Here is a 19111-nt window from a genome sequence, read left to right as displayed (position 1 = left end):
CGTATTGCAGAAGGAGACTGTCATGTCACTACGAGATTTCTTGACCGCGCCATCGACACGCACGCCCAAGCCTCTGCTGCAGGTCGTGTCTGAGTCCGCAGATATGTCGGCCATGCCCGCAACAGAGCCTCCTCCGCCATCCACCCCCATCTATGGTCACTCTGCGGCCTATCTGGCACTCAGAAGCCGCATTCATGCCAAGCTGCTGGAGCGGTTTGATCTTGCTGCCCTGGATGCAGTATCCGTGCAGACACTGCAGCAAGAAATTGCGACCATGACCGAGCGACTACTGTCCGAGGACTCCGCGGCCATCAACGATCTTGAAAGAAAAATGCTGATCCGAGATATCCAGCACGAGATGCTGGGTTTCGGTCCACTCGAGCTGTTGATGGCCGACCCAGCGGTATCGGACATCCTCGTCAATCGCTACGACCGGATCTATGTGGAACGCCGGGGCCGCTTGGAGTTGACGCCCGTTGTCTTTACCGATGAAAAGCATTTGCTGCGCATCATTGACAAGATCGTCTCACGCATAGGCCGACGCATCGACGAATCCAGCCCCATGGTCGATGCCCGCCTGCCAGATGGCTCGCGCGTGAATGCGGTCATTCCGCCCGTGGCCCTTGATGGCCCAATGATGTCGATCCGGCGCTTCGCCCATATCCCGCTGCGCATGGAGAATTTGATCAACGATCTCAAAAGCCTGACACCTGGCATGGCCCTGGTTCTTGAGGCTCTGGCCAAGGCCAAGGTGAACATGATCATCTCTGGCGGAACCGGGGCCGGCAAGACAACGCTGCTCAACATTCTCTCCAGCTATATTCCTACAACGGAACGCGTGGTCACCATCGAGGATGCGGCCGAGCTGCAACTGCAACAGCCTCATGTGGTGCGCATGGAAACGCGCCCACCCAATATAGAGGGCCGTGGCGAAATCACGCAGCGATCCCTTGTGCGTAACGCACTGCGCATGCGGCCTGATCGCATCATCATCGGCGAAGTCCGGGGCGCCGAAGCGGTAGATATGCTGCAGGCCATGAACACCGGCCACGAAGGCTCATTGACGACCATCCATGCCAATACGCCACGCGACTCTTTGGCACGACTAGAGAACATGGTCGGCATGGCAGGCCTCAATCTGCCGCATCAGGCCGCACGCCAACAGATTGCATCGGCCATAACGGTAGTCGTGCAGGCACTCCGGCTCACGGATGGCAAACGCAAGATCACCAGCATCCAGGAGATCACTGGCATGGAGGGCGATGTAGTGACCATGCAGGAGATCTTTGCCTTTACCCAGACCGGCGTCGGCGCCAATGGTGAAGTCCAGGGGTATTTTCACGCCACGGGTGTCAGGCCCAAGTTCGCCGATCGGCTCAAAGGCTTCGGCATTGCGCTGCCCGACAGCATCTTCGCTCCAGAGCGTCACTATCAATGAACTCGGTAAAAAGGAGCTGCCATGCTGTCCTTTTTCTCTTCGCACTCGGTCCTGGTAATCATCGGTCTGGTGTTTGTAGCCGTGCTCCTGCTGCTGGAAGCACTGCACACGATCTGGAAGCAGTACAAGAGTCCCGAGGCAAAGCGGCTGGAACGCCGCCTGCGGGCATTGTCCGCAGCCGATGACAACAGTACACAGACCAAACTTGTCAAGGAACGCGTCCTAAGCGATATACCCCGTATGCAGCGTGTGCTGCAAACCATTCCGCGCGCACACCAACTAGACCGTTTCATTGTTCAATCAGGCCTGGACTGGACGGTTTCGGGCTTGCTGCTCGGCAGTGCGATGCTGTTTGCGCTAGGTATGCTGACAACCATCATGCTTCGCCAGCCCATGGAGTTGGGCGTGCTTTCAAGTTTGGTGTTGGGGTCCCTTCCATGGCTGTTTCTGCAACGCAAAAGACTGCAGCGCCTGAAACGTATGGAGCACCAACTCCCAGAAGCGCTGGACCTTATAGCGCGAGCATTGCGCGCTGGCCACGCATTTTCCGCAAGCCTGCAAATGGCTGGAGAGGAACTGACCGAGCCTATCGCCGACGAGTTCCGCCTGGTGCATGACGAAATCAACTATGGCACATCGCTACAGCAGGCCTTGACCAATCTGGGTGAGCGGGTACCGATTACAGATTTGCGCTACTTCATTGTCGCCGTACTGATACAGCGCGAATCTGGCGGCAACCTCACCGAGATGCTCAGCAACCTGAGTCGCCTGATCCGCGAGCGGCTCAAGCTCCATGCCAAGGTCCGCGTACTCTCCGCTGACGGGCGAATGTCGGCCTGGATCCTGGGTTTGATGCCATTTGGACTGGCCGCTCTGCTCAATCTAATGAACCCTGAATTCATGCGTCCGCTCTGGACTGACCCTATTGGCATCACCATTCTGAAATGGTTGGCCGCACTGATGGTCATAGGTCTGTTGCTGCTGCGCCGCATCGCCCGTATCAGGGTATGAGCCCATCTGAAACGCAAGGAGTCCTCCATGTTGATCGTCGCCCTGCTCACTTTCACCGCCGTCATGCTGGCTGCTGGAGCCTTGTTCTTCTGGGCAACGCCAACAGTTACCGCGCGGCGTTTACAGGCACTGACACCAACCTCTCAGGACAAGGGGTGGACAGAAACAGTCGTCAAACTGGTCGGCCCATTTGCACACCTGTCGTCACCCACCAAAGACATTGATGCAACGCCATTACGGCTGCGCTTTCTGAATGCCGGCATCCGCCACGAGAGTGCACCACTGCTGTACTTTGGAGTCAAAACGCTGCTGCCTCTTGCTTTGGGACTGGCGGTGTACTCGCTCATGCGAGCAGCCAGCAAGGCAGACAACACCCAGCTATTGTTCTACCCCTCGGTTGCAGCGCTTGTGGCCTGCTACCTGCCCAATCTGGCTTTGCACTGGATGGCCTCGCGTCGCAAGCGCGAGATCTTTGAAAACTTTCCCGATGCCGCCGATTTGATGCTGGTCTGCGTAGAAGCAGGCATGGGCCTGGATGCCGCGCTGGGCAAGGTAACTGAGGAAATTCGCATCAAAAGTGAAGCCCTGGCAGAGGAGCTCCACTGGACCAACCTGGAAATGCGTGCCGGCAGCACTCGAGAAAAAGCCTTGCGAAATCTGGCCGCCCGCACCGGTGTAGATGAGATTCACACTTTTACGGCCATGCTGACGCAGGCAGACCGATTTGGTACCAGCATAGGCGAATCGCTCCGGGTTTTCTCGGACGATCTACGCCACAAACGGCAAATGCGCGCCGAAGAACTCGCTGCCAAGATCCCCACCAAGATGCTGTTTCCGCTGGTGACCTGCATCTTCCCGGCCATCATCATGGTGGTTCTGGGTCCTGCCATCATTCGAGTGGTGCGCATGATCCTGCCCATGATGGCCGGCAACATGTGAGGGCTCCAACAGTGGTTCGGATTCGCCTCTCGGACTAGATATCCAGAAAGCAATCTCAAGCTCTTTGATCTAATGCACAAGGACGGCAATGGCCTGCAGAGGGCATGTGCTCACTCCATGACGCTTGGATTGACAACTTGAGCCGGAGCCCCCTCTCGACGTGGTCAAAGAATGCGCCGTGAAATGAAACGTAGGGATAGATCTGCACAAACGACAACCGGACGATTGACCGAGTGTCTATCTTTGCCTCGCATGGGTTCGGCGCTGACTGCCCTCAGGAGCTCTGCTCAAATACAAATCGTCATTTTTTGAAAACATCGCGCCACAAAAGCCACAAACTGTGCGATCAGCGCGCACAAAACCCTGATGCAACCGGCGAAGGCAAGCGAGTAACCGCTACACTTTGCGCCTCAGGCCTGCGTAATACCCGACGCAGGCCTTTTTTCCCGCTTTCGAGGTTTTCGCGCACTGCCATGTCCACCGTCTTCAATTTCACCTTTGTTCCCTGGTTCAGGTCTGTGGCCCCCTATATCCACAAGTTCCGACACCAGACCTTTGTGGTGGGCCTGACCGGTGAAGCCATTGATGCGGGCAAGCTCAGCTCCATCGTCCAGGATCTCGCCATGATCCAGGCCATGGGCGTGAAGATCGTGCTGGTGCACGGCTTCCGCCCCCAGGTCAACGAGCAATTGCGCCTCAAGGGCCAGGAGCCGCGTTATTACAACGGCATGCGAGTCACCGACTCCATTGCGCTGGACTGTGCCCAGGAAGCGGCCGGCCAGCTGCGTTACGAGATCGAAGCCGCCTTCAGCCAGGGACTGCCCAACACGCCCATGGCCGGTGCGCGCGTGCGCGTGATTTCGGGCAACTTCCTCACGGCCCGTCCCGTGGGCATCGTCGACGGCGTGGACTTCATGCACTCCGGCCTGGTGCGCAAGGTCGACGTGGAAGGCATTCGCAGCGCACTGGGCTCCGAAGCCATGGTGCTGGTCTCGCCCTTCGGCTTCTCGCCCACGGGCGAGGCCTTCAATCTCAGCATGGAAGAAGTGGCCACCCGCGTGGCGATCGAGCTCAAGGCCGACAAGCTGCTGTTCCTCACCGAAGTGCCCGGCGTGCGCATGGACCCCAACGGCCCGGCCGACGAGAACAACCCCATCGATACCGAGCTGCCGCTGGACGCCGCGCGCCGCCTGCTGGCCCAGCTCCCGCCTGCGCAGCAGCCTACCGATGTGGGCTTTTATCTGCAGCACTGCGTGCGCGCCTGCGAGCATGGCGTGGAACGGAGCCACATCCTGCCCTTCTCCACCGACGGAGCGCTGCTGCTGGAGATCTATGTGCACGACGGCATCGGCACCATGGTCATTGACGAAAAGCTCGAAGAACTGCGCGAGGCCACGATCGACGACGTGGGCGGCATCATTCAGCTGATCGAGCCCTTCGAGCGCGACGGCACGCTGGTCAAGCGCGACCGCACCGAGATCGAACGCGACATCGCCAGCTACACCGTCATCGAACACGACGGCGTGATCTTCGGCTGTGCCGCCCTGCACCCTTATCTGGAAGCCAAGACCGCCGAGATGGCCGCCGTCACCGTCTCTCCCAAGAGCCAGGGTACGGGCGATGGCGAGAAGCTGCTCAAGCGCATCGAACAGCGCGCACGCGCCCTGGGCTGCGAAACCATGTTTGTGCTGACCACGCGCACCATGCACTGGTTCATCAAGCGCGGCTTTCAGCCTGTCGAGCCCGAATGGCTGCCCGAGGCCCGCAAGGCCAAGTACAACTGGGGCCGCAAGAGCCAGGTGCTGGTGAAGAAGCTCTAATCCGCCTTCATTATTAAAAATAGCTTTCAACGCTTGACGAACAAGCGTTGAAAGCTATTTTTTTGGGGAGCAAAAGATGCTGTTGCGACAGACATCGGCTACGCAAGCCACGGCGCTGGGCGCTGCAGGACCGGCTAACGCAACGTTGCTCTGTCCGCCCTAGCTGCGAATTCCGACGGCGAACGGCCGAACTGCTTGCGGAATGCAGCCGAGTATGCGCTATGGCTTTCATAGCCGCTTTCCAGTGCCACGGTCGTGATGGCCATGCCCTGCAGCAACTGGGGGATGGAGGCCATCAGGCGCATCTGCTGATACCACCTGCCCCAGTTCATTCCGGTGCTTTTCAGAAAGCGGCGATGCAGCGTCTTGGGCGTGAGCGCGTGCTGCCGCGCCAGGGCTTCCACCGTGGTGCGCTGCGCCGGTGCACTCAGCATGCTCTCGCAGATACGTCGCATCAGCGCATCCTGGGGCCAGGGCAGGTAATACGGCAGCGGGGCCAGGGCGCTGAGTTCCTCCAGCAGCAAACTGCCCAGCAAGGCATCGCGCGGCCTATGCGGCCCCTCGTGGGGCAATGCTACCAGGGCTGTCATCAGCTCGCGCACCAGCGGCGCGACATGCAGCACGCCGTCCTGGGCCGGCAACTGTGCGGACCAGGCCTCGTCGACGAACAGGCCATAGACCCGCACCGCCGTGGTCGCCGTGATCCGGTGCAGCATGCCCGGGCGCAGCCACACTGCCGTCGTCGGCGGAACCAGCCATTGGCCGCTGGGGGACTCGACCAGCAACACGCCTTCCGAGGCATAGATCAGATGGCCACGCGCGTGGCTGTGCAGGGGCACCACATGACCGGGCGGATAGCGCTGTTCCACGCCCGTGACAGGCAGTGGAGAGGCCTGGGCATGCTGCAAATCCAGCGCATGCGCGCCATGTTCGGGGGAGGCAAAACCCATGAGATGTCCAAATCTCTACAACAAATGAATATCTATCGATAGAAGTCTATACCGTTGACGACATAAAGTAGCCCCACTGTCTGCATCAACCCGCACTTTGCCGTGAAACACTGCCACCCGCTTTCGCTACGCCTACTGGCTCTGACATCTGGTCGGGGTCTGCATGCACGCGTTCGCGCATGGTCCCATCCTGGTCTTCCCAGACCCCGGCCTTAGCCAGCTCCATCCGGGCAGGGAGACCAGGTGATTGTTGCAACCCATTCCAAGGTCTCTATGCTGGCTGATCCCTCTACCAAATACCGCGCATTTCCCGTTGTGGACTTGCCCACCCGCCAATGGCCTGCCCGTACGTTGACGCAAGCGCCCGTATGGCTTTCGACCGATTTGCGCGACGGCAACCAGGCGCTGTTCGAACCCATGAACCGCGAGCGCAAGCTGCGACTGTTCGAGGAACTGGTCGCCATCGGTTTCAAGGAAATTGAAATCGGCTTCCCCTCCGCTTCCCAGACCGACTTCGACATCGTGCGCCACCTCATCGAAGCGCAACTGATTCCGCACGACGTCACACCCATGGTCATCACCCAACTGCGTGAGGACCTGATTGCCACCACGGTGCGCAGCGTGGCCGGCGCACGCCGCGTGATCGTGCATCTGTACAACGCCGTGGCACCAGCCTTCCGCGAAATCGTCTTTGGCATGGAAGTGCCGCAGATCATTGCCATGGTGGGGCACCATGTACGCTACCTCAGGCAACTGACCGGGCAGCACCCCGAAACCGAATGGGTGCTGCAGTACTCCCCGGAAACCTTTTGCATGGCCGAGCTGGACGTTTCCCTGGACGTGTGCAATGTCGCCATTGCAGCCTGGGATGCCGATCCTAAGCGCCCCATGATCATCAACCTGCCGACCACGGTGGAGGTTTCCACCGCCAATGTGTTTGCCGACCAGATCGAATGGATGGACCGGCGTCTGGCACGGCGCGAGCACATCACGCTTTCGGTACACCCCCACAACGACAGAGGCACCGGCGTGGCCTGTGCCGAGCAGGCCCTGCTGGCCGGCGCCCAGCGTGTGGAAGGCTGTTTGTTCGGCAACGGCGAGCGCAGCGGCAATGTGGATCTGGTGACGCTGGCTCTGAACCTCTACACCCAGGGCATTGCTCCGGGCCTAGATTTCTCCGACATCGCTGCCGTGGCTCGCATCGCCGAAGCCTCTACGGCCCTGCCCATACATCCGCGCCACCCCTATGTGGGCGATCTAGTGTTCACGGCTTTTTCGGGCTCGCACCAGGATGCGATTGCCAAGGGCTTTACGGCGCAACAACCCGACGCCCCATGGCGCGTACCCTATTTACCCATAGACCCGCAGGACCTGGGACGTACCTATGACAGCATCGTGCGCGTCAACAGCCAATCCGGAAAGGGCGGTATTGCCTTCCTGCTGCAGAAGGACAGGGGCATCATCATGCCGCGGCGCATGCAGATCGAGTTCAGCGCCATCGTCCAGGCCTGGGCCGACAGCAGCGAAACCGAGCTTAGCAGCGCACAGATCTGGGAGCTGTTCGAAGCCACCTACCTGCATGCCCAAGCCGGGTCCCGGTCACTGCGTTATGAAAGCCACCGCCTGTTCGACAGCCCGCAAGGCCAGGGTATCGAACTGCACTGGCACGATGCCGACGGGCAACCCAGGCTGCGCAAAGGCATCGGCAACGGCCCTATTGCAGCCACCGTCGCTGCACTGGAGTTGCCGCTGCGCATCGACAGCTACGAAGAGCGCAGCCTGGGCAACGGCGCCGACGCCTGTGCCGTTGCCATCATCGAAGCCGCATGGCCTGGCGTGCCCGGCTCACGGTTTGGCGTAGGCATGCACGCGAACATCGTCACCGCATCGGTGATGGCGGTCGTGAATGCCGCTGCGCGCTTTGAGGGGGACATGATTCAGACCCGCGCGTAGCCTTCGATAGATCGTCGCGTCTCCCTCTTGTCGGCCGATACCGTTTGAAGCTCGGCCTGCGCGGTGCCCTCCCTCATACGCCGACTCGGTCTTTTCCGTCTATTTTCAGCGGGTCTGTCACAATTTTGGGGGCAGGCCCGTTGCGCCGATGGAGGCTTCTGGGCACTTGGTGCATCGTCGATGTTGCGCTGCGTCACAGCACCACCAAGCAGTCTGCGCTACAAAGTCGACATCCGATTAGCATGAGGCATGCCATGAACACACTCCCTCCTCAGGCCATCAGCCAGGATGTGCTGGCCGAGAAATATCTGGCCGACGGCGAGCAATCCGAGCAAGAGCTGTTTGCCCGCGTGGCACGAGCCCTGGCAGCTGTTGAACAGCCTGAGCTTCAGACGCATTGGGAGCAGCAATTTCTGGTCAATCTGCAGCGCGGTGCCATCGGTGCTGGCCGCATCATGGCAGCGGCGGGGCTGGACACCAAGGCCACGTTGATCAACTGCTTTGTGCAGCCCGTCGCCGACGCCACCAATGGTTTCGACACCCAGGGAAACCCCGGCATCTACACAGCGCTTTCTCAGGCAGCCGAGACCATGCGCCGCGGTGGCGGCGTGGGTTATGACTTCTCCAATCTGCGACCACGCGGTGCGCTGGTGCGCGGCACCAACTCCTTTGCGTCGGGCCCCTGCTCCTTCATCGATGTCTTCGATGCATCCTGTACCACGGTGGAGTCGGCCGGTGCGCGCCGCGGCGCCCAGATGGGTGTGCTGCGCATTGACCACCCCGATGTGCTGGAATTCATCACCGCCAAGCGACAAAAAGGCCGCTGGAACAATTTCAATGTGTCTGTGGGCGTGAGCAGCGCCTTCATGCAGGCGGTCAGGGACGATGCCCAATGGGAGCTGGTGCATGTCGCCAGTCCCAGCGAGGCACAGATACAGGCCGGCGCCCATCGCCGTGACGATGGCCTCTGGGTCTATAAAAGCCAGCCCGCGCGCGCGCTGTGGGATGCCATCATGCGCTCGGCCTACGACTTCGCCGAGCCCGGCATTCTTTTTCTCGACAACATCAACGCCGACAACAACCTCTGGTATGCCGAGCAGATTGGCGCCACCAATCCCTGCGGCGAGCAGCCCCTGCCGCCCTATGGCTGCTGCGATCTGGGCCCGGTCATACTCACGCGCTTTGTGCGCGAGGCGTTCACACCTCAGGCTTTCTTCGACATGGAGGCCTTTCGCGCCGCCGTCGCGGTTCAGGTGCGCATGCTGGACAATGTGCTGGACGCCACCGTCTGGCCCCTGCCCGAGCAGCAGCGCGAGGCACAGCAAAAGCGCCGCATCGGCGTGGGCTTCACTGGGCTGGGCGACGCCTTGATTCTGCTGGGCCTGCATTACGCCAGCGATGCAGGCCTGCAGCAGGCCGCATCAATAGCTCGCGCCATGCGCGATGCGGCTTATGCCGCGTCGGTGGAGCTGGCACGGGAAAAAGGTGTCTTCCCGCTGTTCAACGCCAAGCAGTATCTGAAAAGCGGCTTTGCCAAACGCTTGCCCAAGGAGTTGCGCGCTGCCATCAAAAAACATGGGCTGCGCAACAGCCATCTGCTGTCCATCGCCCCCACGGGCACCGTGTCACTGGCCTTTGCCGACAACGCGTCCAACGGCATCGAGCCCGCTTTTTCCTGGACCTATACGCGCAAAAAGCGCACGGCCGACGGCGGCGAGCAGTTCTACACCGTACAGGAACATGCCTACCGCCTGTACAAAGCCATGCACGGCGATGATGCCCCGCTGCCCGAGTGCTTTGTCAGTGCGCTGGAGCTGAGCGCCAGCGAGCATGTGGCCATGATGCGCTGCGTGCAGCCCTTTATCGACACATCGATTTCAAAGACCGTCAACATCCCGGCAGACTATCCCTTCGAGGACTTCAAGCACCTCTATATGGAGTGCTGGGAGGTCGGCCTCAAAGGCTGTGCCACCTACCGTCCCAACGACACGCTGGGCGCGGTTCTGTCTACCGATTCAGCCCCCGCCCCCTCCCAAGCGCCTACCGATAAATCGCAGGCTGCTATCAACTCGGTTAGCAGCAGCGGCATGACGGCCGTGATCGAGCGCCGCCCCGAGGGTCCGCTCAATGCCGTGGTGGACAAGATCGAGTATTTCACGCATGACGGCATACGGCGTCTTTATCTGGTCGTCAGCTTCATGGTGGTCGACGGTGTGGAGCGTCCCATCGAATTCTTCATGCCCGTGGGCCAGACCGGGGAAAGCCAGCAATGGATCACGGCCACCATGCGCAGCCTGAGCCTGGCCGCGCGTGGCAGCTTTCTCGACAAGGCCCTGGCCGATCTGCGCAAAGTGGCCTGGGATCGCGGCCCGGTGCGCTACGGCAGCAGGACGCGTGACGACGGCAGCCGCATCCCGCTCTGGCATGACAGCGAAGTGGCGCTGCTGGCCTATGCGATTCAAAGCATCATCGCCAATCGCGGCCTGCCCCAGCCGGCACCAAGCACGGCGGCCACGCCGACATCTCCGCCCGAGAACAATGCCTCAGTCAGCGGTCAAAAGTGTCCCGACTGCGGAGCACATGCCATGATCAAAAAAGATGGCTGTCAGTTCTGTACTGCCTGCGGCTTTGTGGGGTCATGCGGTTGAAAAATGGATAGCTTGAGTCGCGATCAAGCTGAGCAGTGCGATGGATGACTGAGTCCGCCTCAGCATCCATTCAGGCGGATACCCGAAGCAGCGGTCAGACGCGGCTTCGGACCCAACACCCTGAGCTCAACAATGCGACGGGTGACCGAGGCATGTGGAAACGCTAAGTACAGACGTTGATATCGAGGCCATCGATCATCGCTCCCGAATTTGAAAGGTGTTCCGTCATGAAAGTCAAAGTCCTCTGCTTCGGCATCTCGCTGGACGGCTACTCCGCCGGCCCCAACCAGGATTTGCAGAACCCGCTCGGCGTCGGTGGCCCTGAGATCCTTGAGTGGTTCTTCCCCACCCAAGTCTTTCAGCGCATGCATGGAGGGTCTCAGATCGGCGAAACAGGTGTCGACAATCAGATGGCCGAACGCTCCTTCGAGAACATCGGCGCGTGGATTCTGGGGCGCAATATGTTCGGACCTATACGCGGCCATTGGCCCGACGAAAGCTGGAAGGGCTGGTGGGGCGATGAGCCGCCCTATCATGTGCCCGCATTTGTCCTGACCCACCACGCGCGGCCCTCGCTGCGCATGCAGGGAGGCACTGATTTTCACTTCGTCACGGATGGCATTGCATCGGCGCTGGCGCAAGCCAAGGCAGCCGCAGGTGATCGCGATATTCGCATAGGCGGCGGCGTAGCCACCGTGCGACAGTTCCTGCAGGCGCGACTGGTCGATGAGATTCACCTCGCTGTACGTCCTCTGTTGATGGGGGCCGGCGAAAACCTCTGGCAAGGCTTGGACATGCGGGCTCTTGGCTATGAGGTCGCCGAAGTGAGACAGGGCGAACGAGCCATGCATGTGATGGTGCGCAAACAAGCGTAACACCTGAAAACCGGGTCGCACTTGATATAGCAGGCGTACTCCTGGCTGTCCGGACTGTCCAAGCCCATGGACCTGACACTTGTGACGCTCATGCTTCAGCCGGGGCGGCGAGCGACAGTCGTATCCAGAACGCTTGCTTAACGCTTAGCGTCGGAAGTCGAAAGAGATGATTTGCCGGAACGATAGGCCAGGCCGGCGCCGCACGTGGTCTCAGTCATAGGCCTCGCATACGTCACCAATGGCGAACTCGCCCAACTTCTCGCTCCCTGGATATCACATTCCAGCTCTTGCCTCTCAAGCTCGACCATCAGGTACTCACGGTAAGCATCCGCTCGGACTTTCGGCTCGGTGATCGTGCTTTGAAGCAACTTATTGAGTTGTGGTTGCTCATGCAGCATGCCCTTCTGGCGATCGAGCAAAGGCTGGAGTCCCGCCTCGACAGGCTGTATTGCGTGAGCACAGCCAATCCAGGCCATGGCGATAAAAAGAGCGACTTGGCGTATGTTTGTGCTTCGACCCCCACGTAGGTAAAGTGGATGGCATCAACCCCAGACCTTGCCCGATAACACTTGCCACTCAGAGAAGCACTATGGGTCGCCTCACGCCTTTATATAGGAGTTGGCGAAAATACTCCTACTGCCGTCCGGCATCCAGCGTCAATAGACTGCGTGCGACTCTTCGCTCAGGCTAGGGCCTGAAACGCCATGCGCCGCGACTCTCTCAAGGAGCCTGTAGGCCCGGCTCACCGGTTGCGCCGCGCGCCCAGGATCAACTGAACTCCTGACTTCACCCAAGCATCACCACCGCTGGCCCAAGCTAGTTCAATTCCGCGTGGACGCTGCCCATGGATTCAACTGACAGCCTAGACTTGACGCGATTTTTGCAGTGAGTCAGTCTCGGATGACTCATCCAGCGCCACTGGCTGCGTGGACTCCGCCGGAGCCGCAGCGGCTTCTGGCTCCGGCTCCTTGGGCAAAGAGGCCCTTGCCACTTGGAGCATGTGCAGGGCAAGCGATTCATACAGCGGCCGCGCAATCATGCGCGAGATCATGCTGGCGATCATGGCCGATGCCATGAGGCTCAGCACCAGTGCATGGCCGTCCACCATCTCCATGACGATGATGAAAGCCGTCAGTGGCGCCTGGGTGACCGCCGCCAGAAAGGCAGCCATGCCCATCGCTATCAATGCAGGAGCTATATCCGTAGTTCCAACAATCGATGCAACGTTATTCCCCACGCCTGCACCAATCGACAGCGAGGGCGCAAAGATACCGCCGGGTACGCCCACCCAGGCCGATAGCCAGGTGGCGATGAATTTGAGCGTGACATAGAACTCGGGCACATCGGCCTCGCCCTGCAACATATGCTTGACGGCTTCGGAGCCCGCACCAAAGGTGGCGCCGCCGGTGACCACGCCAATGACGGCAATCAGCAGGGCCAGCACTGCGGCAAAGCGGATCGGAAAGCGTGACCTGAGCTTGTTGAGGCGCTCGGTGGACGAGGTCAGCGAGTGGGTCATGAGCTTGGCGAACAGGCCGCCCAGCACGCCGCAGGTCAGCGCCACTGCAAGACAAGGCAGCAGGTCACGCCAGCCGAGTTCGGCCACGCGGATGCGGCCAAAATAGCTCAGATTGCCGAAGACCGAGACCCCCATCAGACCGGCCAGCACAATGGCTGCGATGATGAGTCCGCTGGAGCGCGACTCCAGCTTGCGCGAGAGCTCCTCGATGGCAAACACCACGCCCGCCAGCGGGGCGTTGAAGGCTGCTGCAATACCTGCCGCCCCACCAGCCACCAGCAAGGCATGGGTGTTGATAACGGACTTGGGGCCCAGCCAGCGCCGCGCCGAATGCATGACACCTGCAGCCACCTGCACCGACGGCCCTTCGCGCCCTATCGACAGCCCAGCGAGAAATCCCGCGCTGGACAGCACGATCTTGGCAAACGACAGCCACAGCGACACAAAGCGCTTGCGCAGACTGGCATCGACCGATGGCTCCAGCGTGGCAATCACCTGCGGGATGCCCGAGCCGCTGGCACCCGGAGCCCATTTGCGCGTGGCCCAGACCGCTGCCGCCGTGATGGCCGGCATCCAGATCAGCACCAGCCAGCCATGGACGCCGTGGTAGATGCTCTCGAAAAAGCCGAAAGCCGCCTCGGCCAGCAGCGTGAAAGCCACCACGCTCAGCCCCGCTGCCGCGGCATAGGCCAGCACCACCGTCCGCTCCAGCCAGCGCTTTCCATCGCGCATCTCTTCATTGAGGTTGTGGAAGAAATCTGGCTCTTGCTGCATGGGCGGGCAATCGTTTCGGGGCGGCTGCAAAAATGGGCGAAGACCCACATTCTGCGCCCGCCCAAGGGCTTGCCAGATCGGCAATAGCCACAACGATTGCCCACACAGGTTTTTACAACGACCGCCCGAGTCGCACATCTATTGCGAATCGCCCGGCTAAAGCCCGAGGGAATGTCCATGCGGTCATGCCGTATAACTCATCCCGTGAATGCCACCCAAAGCGTCCCGGCCAAGGCGACCAGACCTCCCATGGCCACCAGCATTGCACCGGGCCCAGGCACATAGGCGAGCAGCCATGTGAGTGCCAGCGAGGCCACACTGAGGCAGCCCAGCCAGACGATGGTTCCCACCGCAGCACCCCACAAGCCCATGCACAGCCACAGTGCGAGCAGCATCAGCGCCGCCCCCGCCAGGCGCAGCACGACCCGCAGCGCCGGCCCGGGCTCGCCACGCGATACAAGCTGATCGCAATGCCTGTCCATGGCCTGGCTCAGCACCAGCATGCCTGCCAAGCACAGCGCCAGGGCGCAGGCCATCACCTGCCACAGACTCATGCCACACCTTTCAGCGCCTGCAGCGCAGCTGTCAGCAGGGCTGCCGAGCCCGCCATCCATGCCATCACGCGCAGCAGGCTGCGCACATGAAAGGCCCAGAGCGTCACTGCGGTGTAGAGCACAAAGCTGAGCAAGGTGGAAAGCAGCACGGCAGGTGCACGCTGCATAGCGCCCACGGCCACAAGCGCATGGGCCATCACGGCGCAGGCCAGCGCCGTGAGCGCATAGCCGCCCAGCGTGATCATCAGCACGCGCAGCAACACGGCCCAGCGATGGTGCCTGGTCTGAGCCTTGGTCATTGTCGCCGCTTTCATGTGAGACCTCCTGAGACAACGCCACGGCCCGCACGCAACTGCGCCATGTTCTTGCTACGCTGCGACTTTTCATGCCGCCATGCACCCCAGGCGACCAGCAGGCCCAGCGCCATGCAGGTCAGCTCCAGCCCTGCCCGCTGACCATCGCCCTGCGCCAGGTACAGCAGCAGGTGCTGGCCTGTAGTCATGACATTGAGCAGCGGCAAGCCCAGACACAGCAAGGCTAGCATCCATAGCTGTTCGCGCCAGGCCTGGCGCGCCGTGCGCAGCAGCGCATGCAGCAGGCTCAGGACCCAGACCGCAAAGAACACACAGATTTCCCAGCTGGAACGCGCCTCCAGCACCAGAGGCAGCAGACGATTGCCATACAGATAGGCAATGGACGCCAGCGCCGAGCCTGCCAGTGCCGCCACATTGAGCGCATCGATGCAGCGGTATATGGAGGGCGTCGCCGCGCCCCATTCATAACCGCTTCTTGCACGGCGCTTGACCGCAAACAAGATCGATCCGCTGGCAATCATTGCCGTGCCGACCAGGCCCAGGACAAAGTACAGCCACTTCATCGCCCAGCCACCAAAGGTGACCAGATGCAGCGCGCTGATGACGGGATAGGTATCGCCTGCAAAACTACTGGACGGCGAACTGGCGGATAGCTGCAGCAGCTCGCCGTCGACGGCATCGAATGTCACTGAATTGGCGCTGTTGACCATTCGGCGCGTCACTGCCGTATCCGGCTTGCCTTCCGTGAAGCGTATCGTGGCCGGCGCACCCTCAGGTCGTTGCACCACCACGCCCACGACAGGCTCCGTCAGCAGGGACTGGGCCTGCCGCGCAAGGCTGACAAGGTCCACAACTGCAATGGCTGGTGCATTCGAGGGTGTATTCGCCTCGGATCTGGCGTTCAACTCGGACTCGTAGCGGCTGTAGGCCGAACGGTCCTGCCCATACAGCGATTGCAGCGGCCAGGGCATATAGCTGGTGTAGAAATGCGCGAGTCCCGTGTAGACGATCATGAACAGAAACGGCAGCGTGAGCACGGCCGACGCATTGTGTGCATCCAGCCAGGAACGCTGGCCCTTGCCGGGCCGGAAGGTAAAGAAGTCCTGAAAGATGCGCCGGTGCACAATCACGCCCGAAACCAGCGCCACCAGCATGCACATGGACACCAGTCCCACCACCCAGAAGCCAGCGATACCGCCCTGCAAGGAATAGTGAAAGGACATGAAATGCCGGCCGCCTTCGGTCTGACGCATGGCAGGCTCTGGCAGGACTTCGCCAGTCTGCACATGCAGGCTGGCCTGCAGATCGCCGTCCTGGGCACGCGCGAATACCTTGACCCCATCGCCTGTGTGCAGCGGCAGACCGATGCGCCAGATACTGGCATCCGGCGCCGTCTTGCTCAGATGCTGCTCGGCCAGCCGCAAGGCCTGCAGACGCTCTTGCGGAGAAAGCGCCGGCTGGCCGCTGCCCTCCAGTGGCAGCCCCTGCATCCATAGCGTGATGGACTCACGGAACACGCTGATCGAGCCCGTGAGAAAAATGGCGCAGAGCAGCCAGCCGCACACCAGGCCGCACCAGGTGTGCAGCCATGACATGGTCTGGCGAAGTCCGGGCCGGGATGCTGGCTTGCCGCTCATGTCAGCCCGCTCAGAACGCGCCACGCAAGGTCAACAGCACGCTACGCGGCTCGCCATACCAGTTGCCGCTGCCCGAGGTCCCAACCGTCTTGTAGTAAGTCTTGTCGAACAGATTGTGCACATTGAGCGCAGCCGACCAGTTGCGATTGATGCGGTATTGCACGCTGGCGCCCCAGACGGCGTAGCCGGCCTGGGTGAAGCGGAAGGGAACGGCATTGCCATCGTATTGGCCCGATGCCGGGTTGTAACTGTTGGCCGTGCCGCTGACATAGGTGGCGCTTTGCAGCGTCACGCCACCGCCCACCGTCCATGGCGAGAGCTGACCCTGCAACTGATACGTGCTCCACAGCTTGAACAGGTGCTTGGGTGTGATGGAGCTATAGACCAGTTGCGACGGGTCGGTCTTGTTGCGATTGTGGTTGTAGGTATAGCCGGCAAACAACTGCCAGCCCTGTGCCAGCTGACCAGTCACTTCCATGTCCAGCCCCTGGCTGATGATCTTGCCCTGCGCGACATAGCAGCAGCTCAGGCCCAGATTCCCCACATCCGTTTCCGGATAACGCGGATCACGCACCGCCTGCCCCTTGCGCTCGATACGGTAAAGGGCCAGCGCTGTATTGAGCTTGCCATCGGCGAGTTCCCCCTTCATGCCCAGCTCGAAGCTGCGGCCTTTGATCGGGTCCAGCGCAGCCCCCGGTGCCGGCCCGGCCAGCATATTGGCCTGCGACTTGTGGATCTCGGTCACGCTGCCATAGGCCGTCCACTGGTTGCCCAGGTCATACACCAGGCCCGCATAGGGGGTGAAGATGCCGCTTTCGCTGTAGTACTCGCGACCGCTGGCCCGAACACTGCCATCGGCGTTGTAGTTGATGTATGGCGTGTCGTAGGAGTAGCTGGCATAACGTCCTCCGACAATGGCGGTGAGCTGATCCGTCAGGCTCAGGTTGGCACGACCATAAAAGCCTTTTTGAGTGGCGCCGTAGCCGGGATAGCTGCGCGTCATGCGTTCGCGTACCGCAGGGGGAATTCTGCCGGGATCGAACTCATAGACATTGGTCAGAGACAGCGGCGTATCCATCTCGGAGTAATAGGTGTCCTGATCGTCACGGACCTTGCTCCAGTCCGCGCCGAGCAGCAAGCGGTGTTTGCGACCGAACAGCGAGAACGGGCCGCTGGCATGCACATCCAGGCTTTTTTTCTCCGAACGAAAGTCGTTGGAAAAGCCGGTCCAGTTGGCGCCAAGACCTGTTGCAGGGTCAACGGCTCCGCTGAGGCTGGCCAGCCGCGCATCGCTGTCCACCTTCTGATAATTGAGCTGGGCCTTGAGCTTCCAGTCTCCCGCCAGCTGCTGGTCGAGCTGCGCAAAGACCTCCTTGGCGCTCTTGTCATAGTGGCTCCAGCCCGCCATCAGCGCAGTTTTGCGAGACAGCTTCAGATCGTCGCCATTGGCGGCACGCGGCAGGCCTTCGCGCCAGGGAGTGGCCCTGAGCTTGTCGTAGCTGGCTCCCAGACTCACACGGGTGGAGCTTGTCACATCGGCCTCCAGAACACCGTACAGCAAGCTGTTGCGCGACTCCGCTCCGCGATAGAAGAAGTCCTTGTCAGAATGCGCGAGCACAGCACGACCACGCAGGCTCCCTGCTTCATTCAATGGACCCGCAACATCCAGCTCGGCCTGTTTGCGACTCCAGCTGCCGACGCCCACCGAGCCCAGAATCTGCTTTTGCGCCGTGGGACGCTTGCGCACCAGATTGATGGCACCGCCAGGCTCCCCATTGCCGCTGAACAGGCCGTTGGCGCCGCGTACCACCTGCACGCTGTCATACATGGCCAGATTGGGGTCGAACAGTTGCTGGCTGAAAGCGTCCACACTGGCACCGTCGATCTGCACATTGCTGATCTCGAAGCCGCGCGACAGAAACTTGGTGGCCGCACCGCCCAACCCTCCCGCGCCGCCATAGTCCACCGTCACGCCGGTGGTCTGCTGCATCACTTCCCCCACATTGCTCATGGCCTGATCTTCAATGCGCTGGCGCGTCACCACCGAGATCGACTGTGGTGTCTCGCGGATGTCCTGCCCTTTGCCCAGGGACACATGCGAGGCGGCATACGAGCCGCTGCCTTCCGTGGCTTCACGCTGGGCCAGGGCCGTCACCGTCACCTCGCCCAGCATGCCGGTCTGGCTGCTGTGGCGACGCACGGTGATGGCCGCCCCGACAGGAAAGGCCTCCAGTCCGCTCCCCGCAAGCGCCTTGGCCAGCGCCTCGTTCAAGGTCTGCACGCCCTGCAGCGCCGGCGCCGTGCGGCCTTCCACCAATGCAGCGTCAACCGAGACCGACACCCCCCAGGTGCGGGCCAGTGCATTCAATGCTTGTCCCAGCGGCTGCGCAGGCAGGCTCAGGCTGCGCGAGGTGGACATGGCCGTCTGGCTGCTGGCGACCTGGGCATGAGCTGTCGATAATACCGCCAGAGCTGACCAAGACAGACAGGCCATGGCACTGGCCAAAGTCACTGCGCGCAGACCTCCGCAATGCGAACCCGCAGCCATCCCCTCCTCTTGAACAGAAGAAAAATGAGAGTGATTTCTTTTCATCAAATGCATCCTGTGAAGTGCTTGTCTAAGTGCTTTCACAGTGAGGACGCATGAAATGGCTTGTACCGGACAAAAACTTTCATCCG

General features: G+C 61.0%; 13 protein-coding genes. 7 read left to right on the top strand and 6 right to left on the bottom strand.

What is annotated here, in order from left to right:
* Positions 1-22: 22 nt before the first annotated feature.
* The 4 genes from ACWGXF_RS11080 to argA all read left to right on the top strand — a co-directional run bounded on the left by ACWGXF_RS11080 (position 23) and on the right by argA (position 5208).
* Entirely contained in the window at positions 23-1438 is a 1416-nt protein-coding gene (locus ACWGXF_RS11080; protein WP_452101912.1) for a CpaF family protein, read from the top strand.
* Between the two features lie 21 nt (positions 1439-1459).
* Complete coding sequence (locus ACWGXF_RS11075) at positions 1460-2449, top strand: type II secretion system F family protein (RefSeq protein ID WP_452101911.1); 990 nt, start codon at positions 1460-1462, stop codon at positions 2447-2449.
* A 27-nt stretch (positions 2450-2476) separates the two neighbouring features.
* Positions 2477-3388, top strand: coding sequence for a type II secretion system F family protein (locus tag ACWGXF_RS11070; RefSeq protein ID WP_452101910.1), 912 nt, complete (start codon positions 2477-2479; stop codon positions 3386-3388).
* A gap of 473 nt (positions 3389-3861) precedes the next feature.
* Complete coding sequence (gene argA / locus ACWGXF_RS11065; protein ID WP_012838175.1) at positions 3862-5208, top strand: amino-acid N-acetyltransferase; 1347 nt, start codon at positions 3862-3864, stop codon at positions 5206-5208.
* A 134-nt stretch (positions 5209-5342) separates the two neighbouring features.
* On the opposite strand, the gene ACWGXF_RS11060 is transcribed toward argA, so the two are convergent.
* Positions 5343-6158, bottom strand: coding sequence for a helix-turn-helix domain-containing protein (locus tag ACWGXF_RS11060; protein ID WP_452101909.1), 816 nt, complete (start codon positions 6156-6158; stop codon positions 5343-5345).
* 273 nt (positions 6159-6431) lie between these two features.
* Between ACWGXF_RS11060 and ACWGXF_RS11055 the strand changes: the two genes are divergently transcribed.
* The 3 genes from ACWGXF_RS11055 (at position 6432) to ACWGXF_RS11045 (ending at position 11634) form a co-directional block, all read left to right on the top strand.
* The gene (locus tag ACWGXF_RS11055; RefSeq protein ID WP_452101922.1) at positions 6432-8111 is read left to right on the top strand and encodes a 2-isopropylmalate synthase; all 1680 of its coding nucleotides are present in this window, start codon (positions 6432-6434) and stop codon (positions 8109-8111) included.
* 254 nt (positions 8112-8365) lie between these two features.
* The gene (locus ACWGXF_RS11050) at positions 8366-10759 is read left to right on the top strand and encodes an adenosylcobalamin-dependent ribonucleoside-diphosphate reductase (RefSeq protein ID WP_452101908.1); all 2394 of its coding nucleotides are present in this window, start codon (positions 8366-8368) and stop codon (positions 10757-10759) included.
* Between the two features lie 227 nt (positions 10760-10986).
* Positions 10987-11634, top strand: a complete 648-nt coding sequence (locus ACWGXF_RS11045; protein ID WP_452101907.1) for a dihydrofolate reductase family protein — start codon at positions 10987-10989, stop codon at positions 11632-11634.
* A gap of 862 nt (positions 11635-12496) precedes the next feature.
* Here the strand turns inward: ACWGXF_RS11045 and ACWGXF_RS11040 are convergent.
* The 5 genes from ACWGXF_RS11040 to ACWGXF_RS11020 all read right to left on the bottom strand — a co-directional run bounded on the left by ACWGXF_RS11040 (position 12497) and on the right by ACWGXF_RS11020 (position 18980).
* On the bottom strand, positions 12497-13927 hold the full coding sequence (locus ACWGXF_RS11040) for a chloride channel protein (RefSeq protein ID WP_034379590.1): 1431 nt from the start codon (positions 13925-13927) through the stop codon (positions 12497-12499).
* Between the two features lie 197 nt (positions 13928-14124).
* On the bottom strand, positions 14125-14481 hold the full coding sequence (locus ACWGXF_RS11035; protein ID WP_452101906.1) for a DUF3325 domain-containing protein: 357 nt from the start codon (positions 14479-14481) through the stop codon (positions 14125-14127).
* Complete coding sequence (locus ACWGXF_RS11030; protein WP_242607011.1) at positions 14478-14795, bottom strand: hypothetical protein; 318 nt, start codon at positions 14793-14795, stop codon at positions 14478-14480. The genes ACWGXF_RS11035 and ACWGXF_RS11030 overlap by 4 nt, the downstream gene beginning before the upstream one ends.
* Positions 14792-16432 (bottom strand): PepSY-associated TM helix domain-containing protein, encoded by a 1641-nt coding sequence (locus tag ACWGXF_RS11025; RefSeq protein ID WP_452101905.1) that lies wholly within the window; start codon positions 16430-16432, stop codon positions 14792-14794. Before ACWGXF_RS11025 ends, ACWGXF_RS11030 begins: the two co-directional genes overlap by 4 nt.
* Positions 16433-16442: 10 nt before the next feature.
* The gene (locus ACWGXF_RS11020) at positions 16443-18980 is read right to left on the bottom strand and encodes a TonB-dependent siderophore receptor (protein WP_452101904.1); all 2538 of its coding nucleotides are present in this window, start codon (positions 18978-18980) and stop codon (positions 16443-16445) included.
* Positions 18981-19111 lie beyond the last annotated feature (131 nt).

This window comes from Comamonas sp. HJ-2, assembly GCF_053615495.1.
Note: the sequence above shows the minus strand (reverse complement) of the source record. Positions and strands in the feature narration are given on the sequence as shown.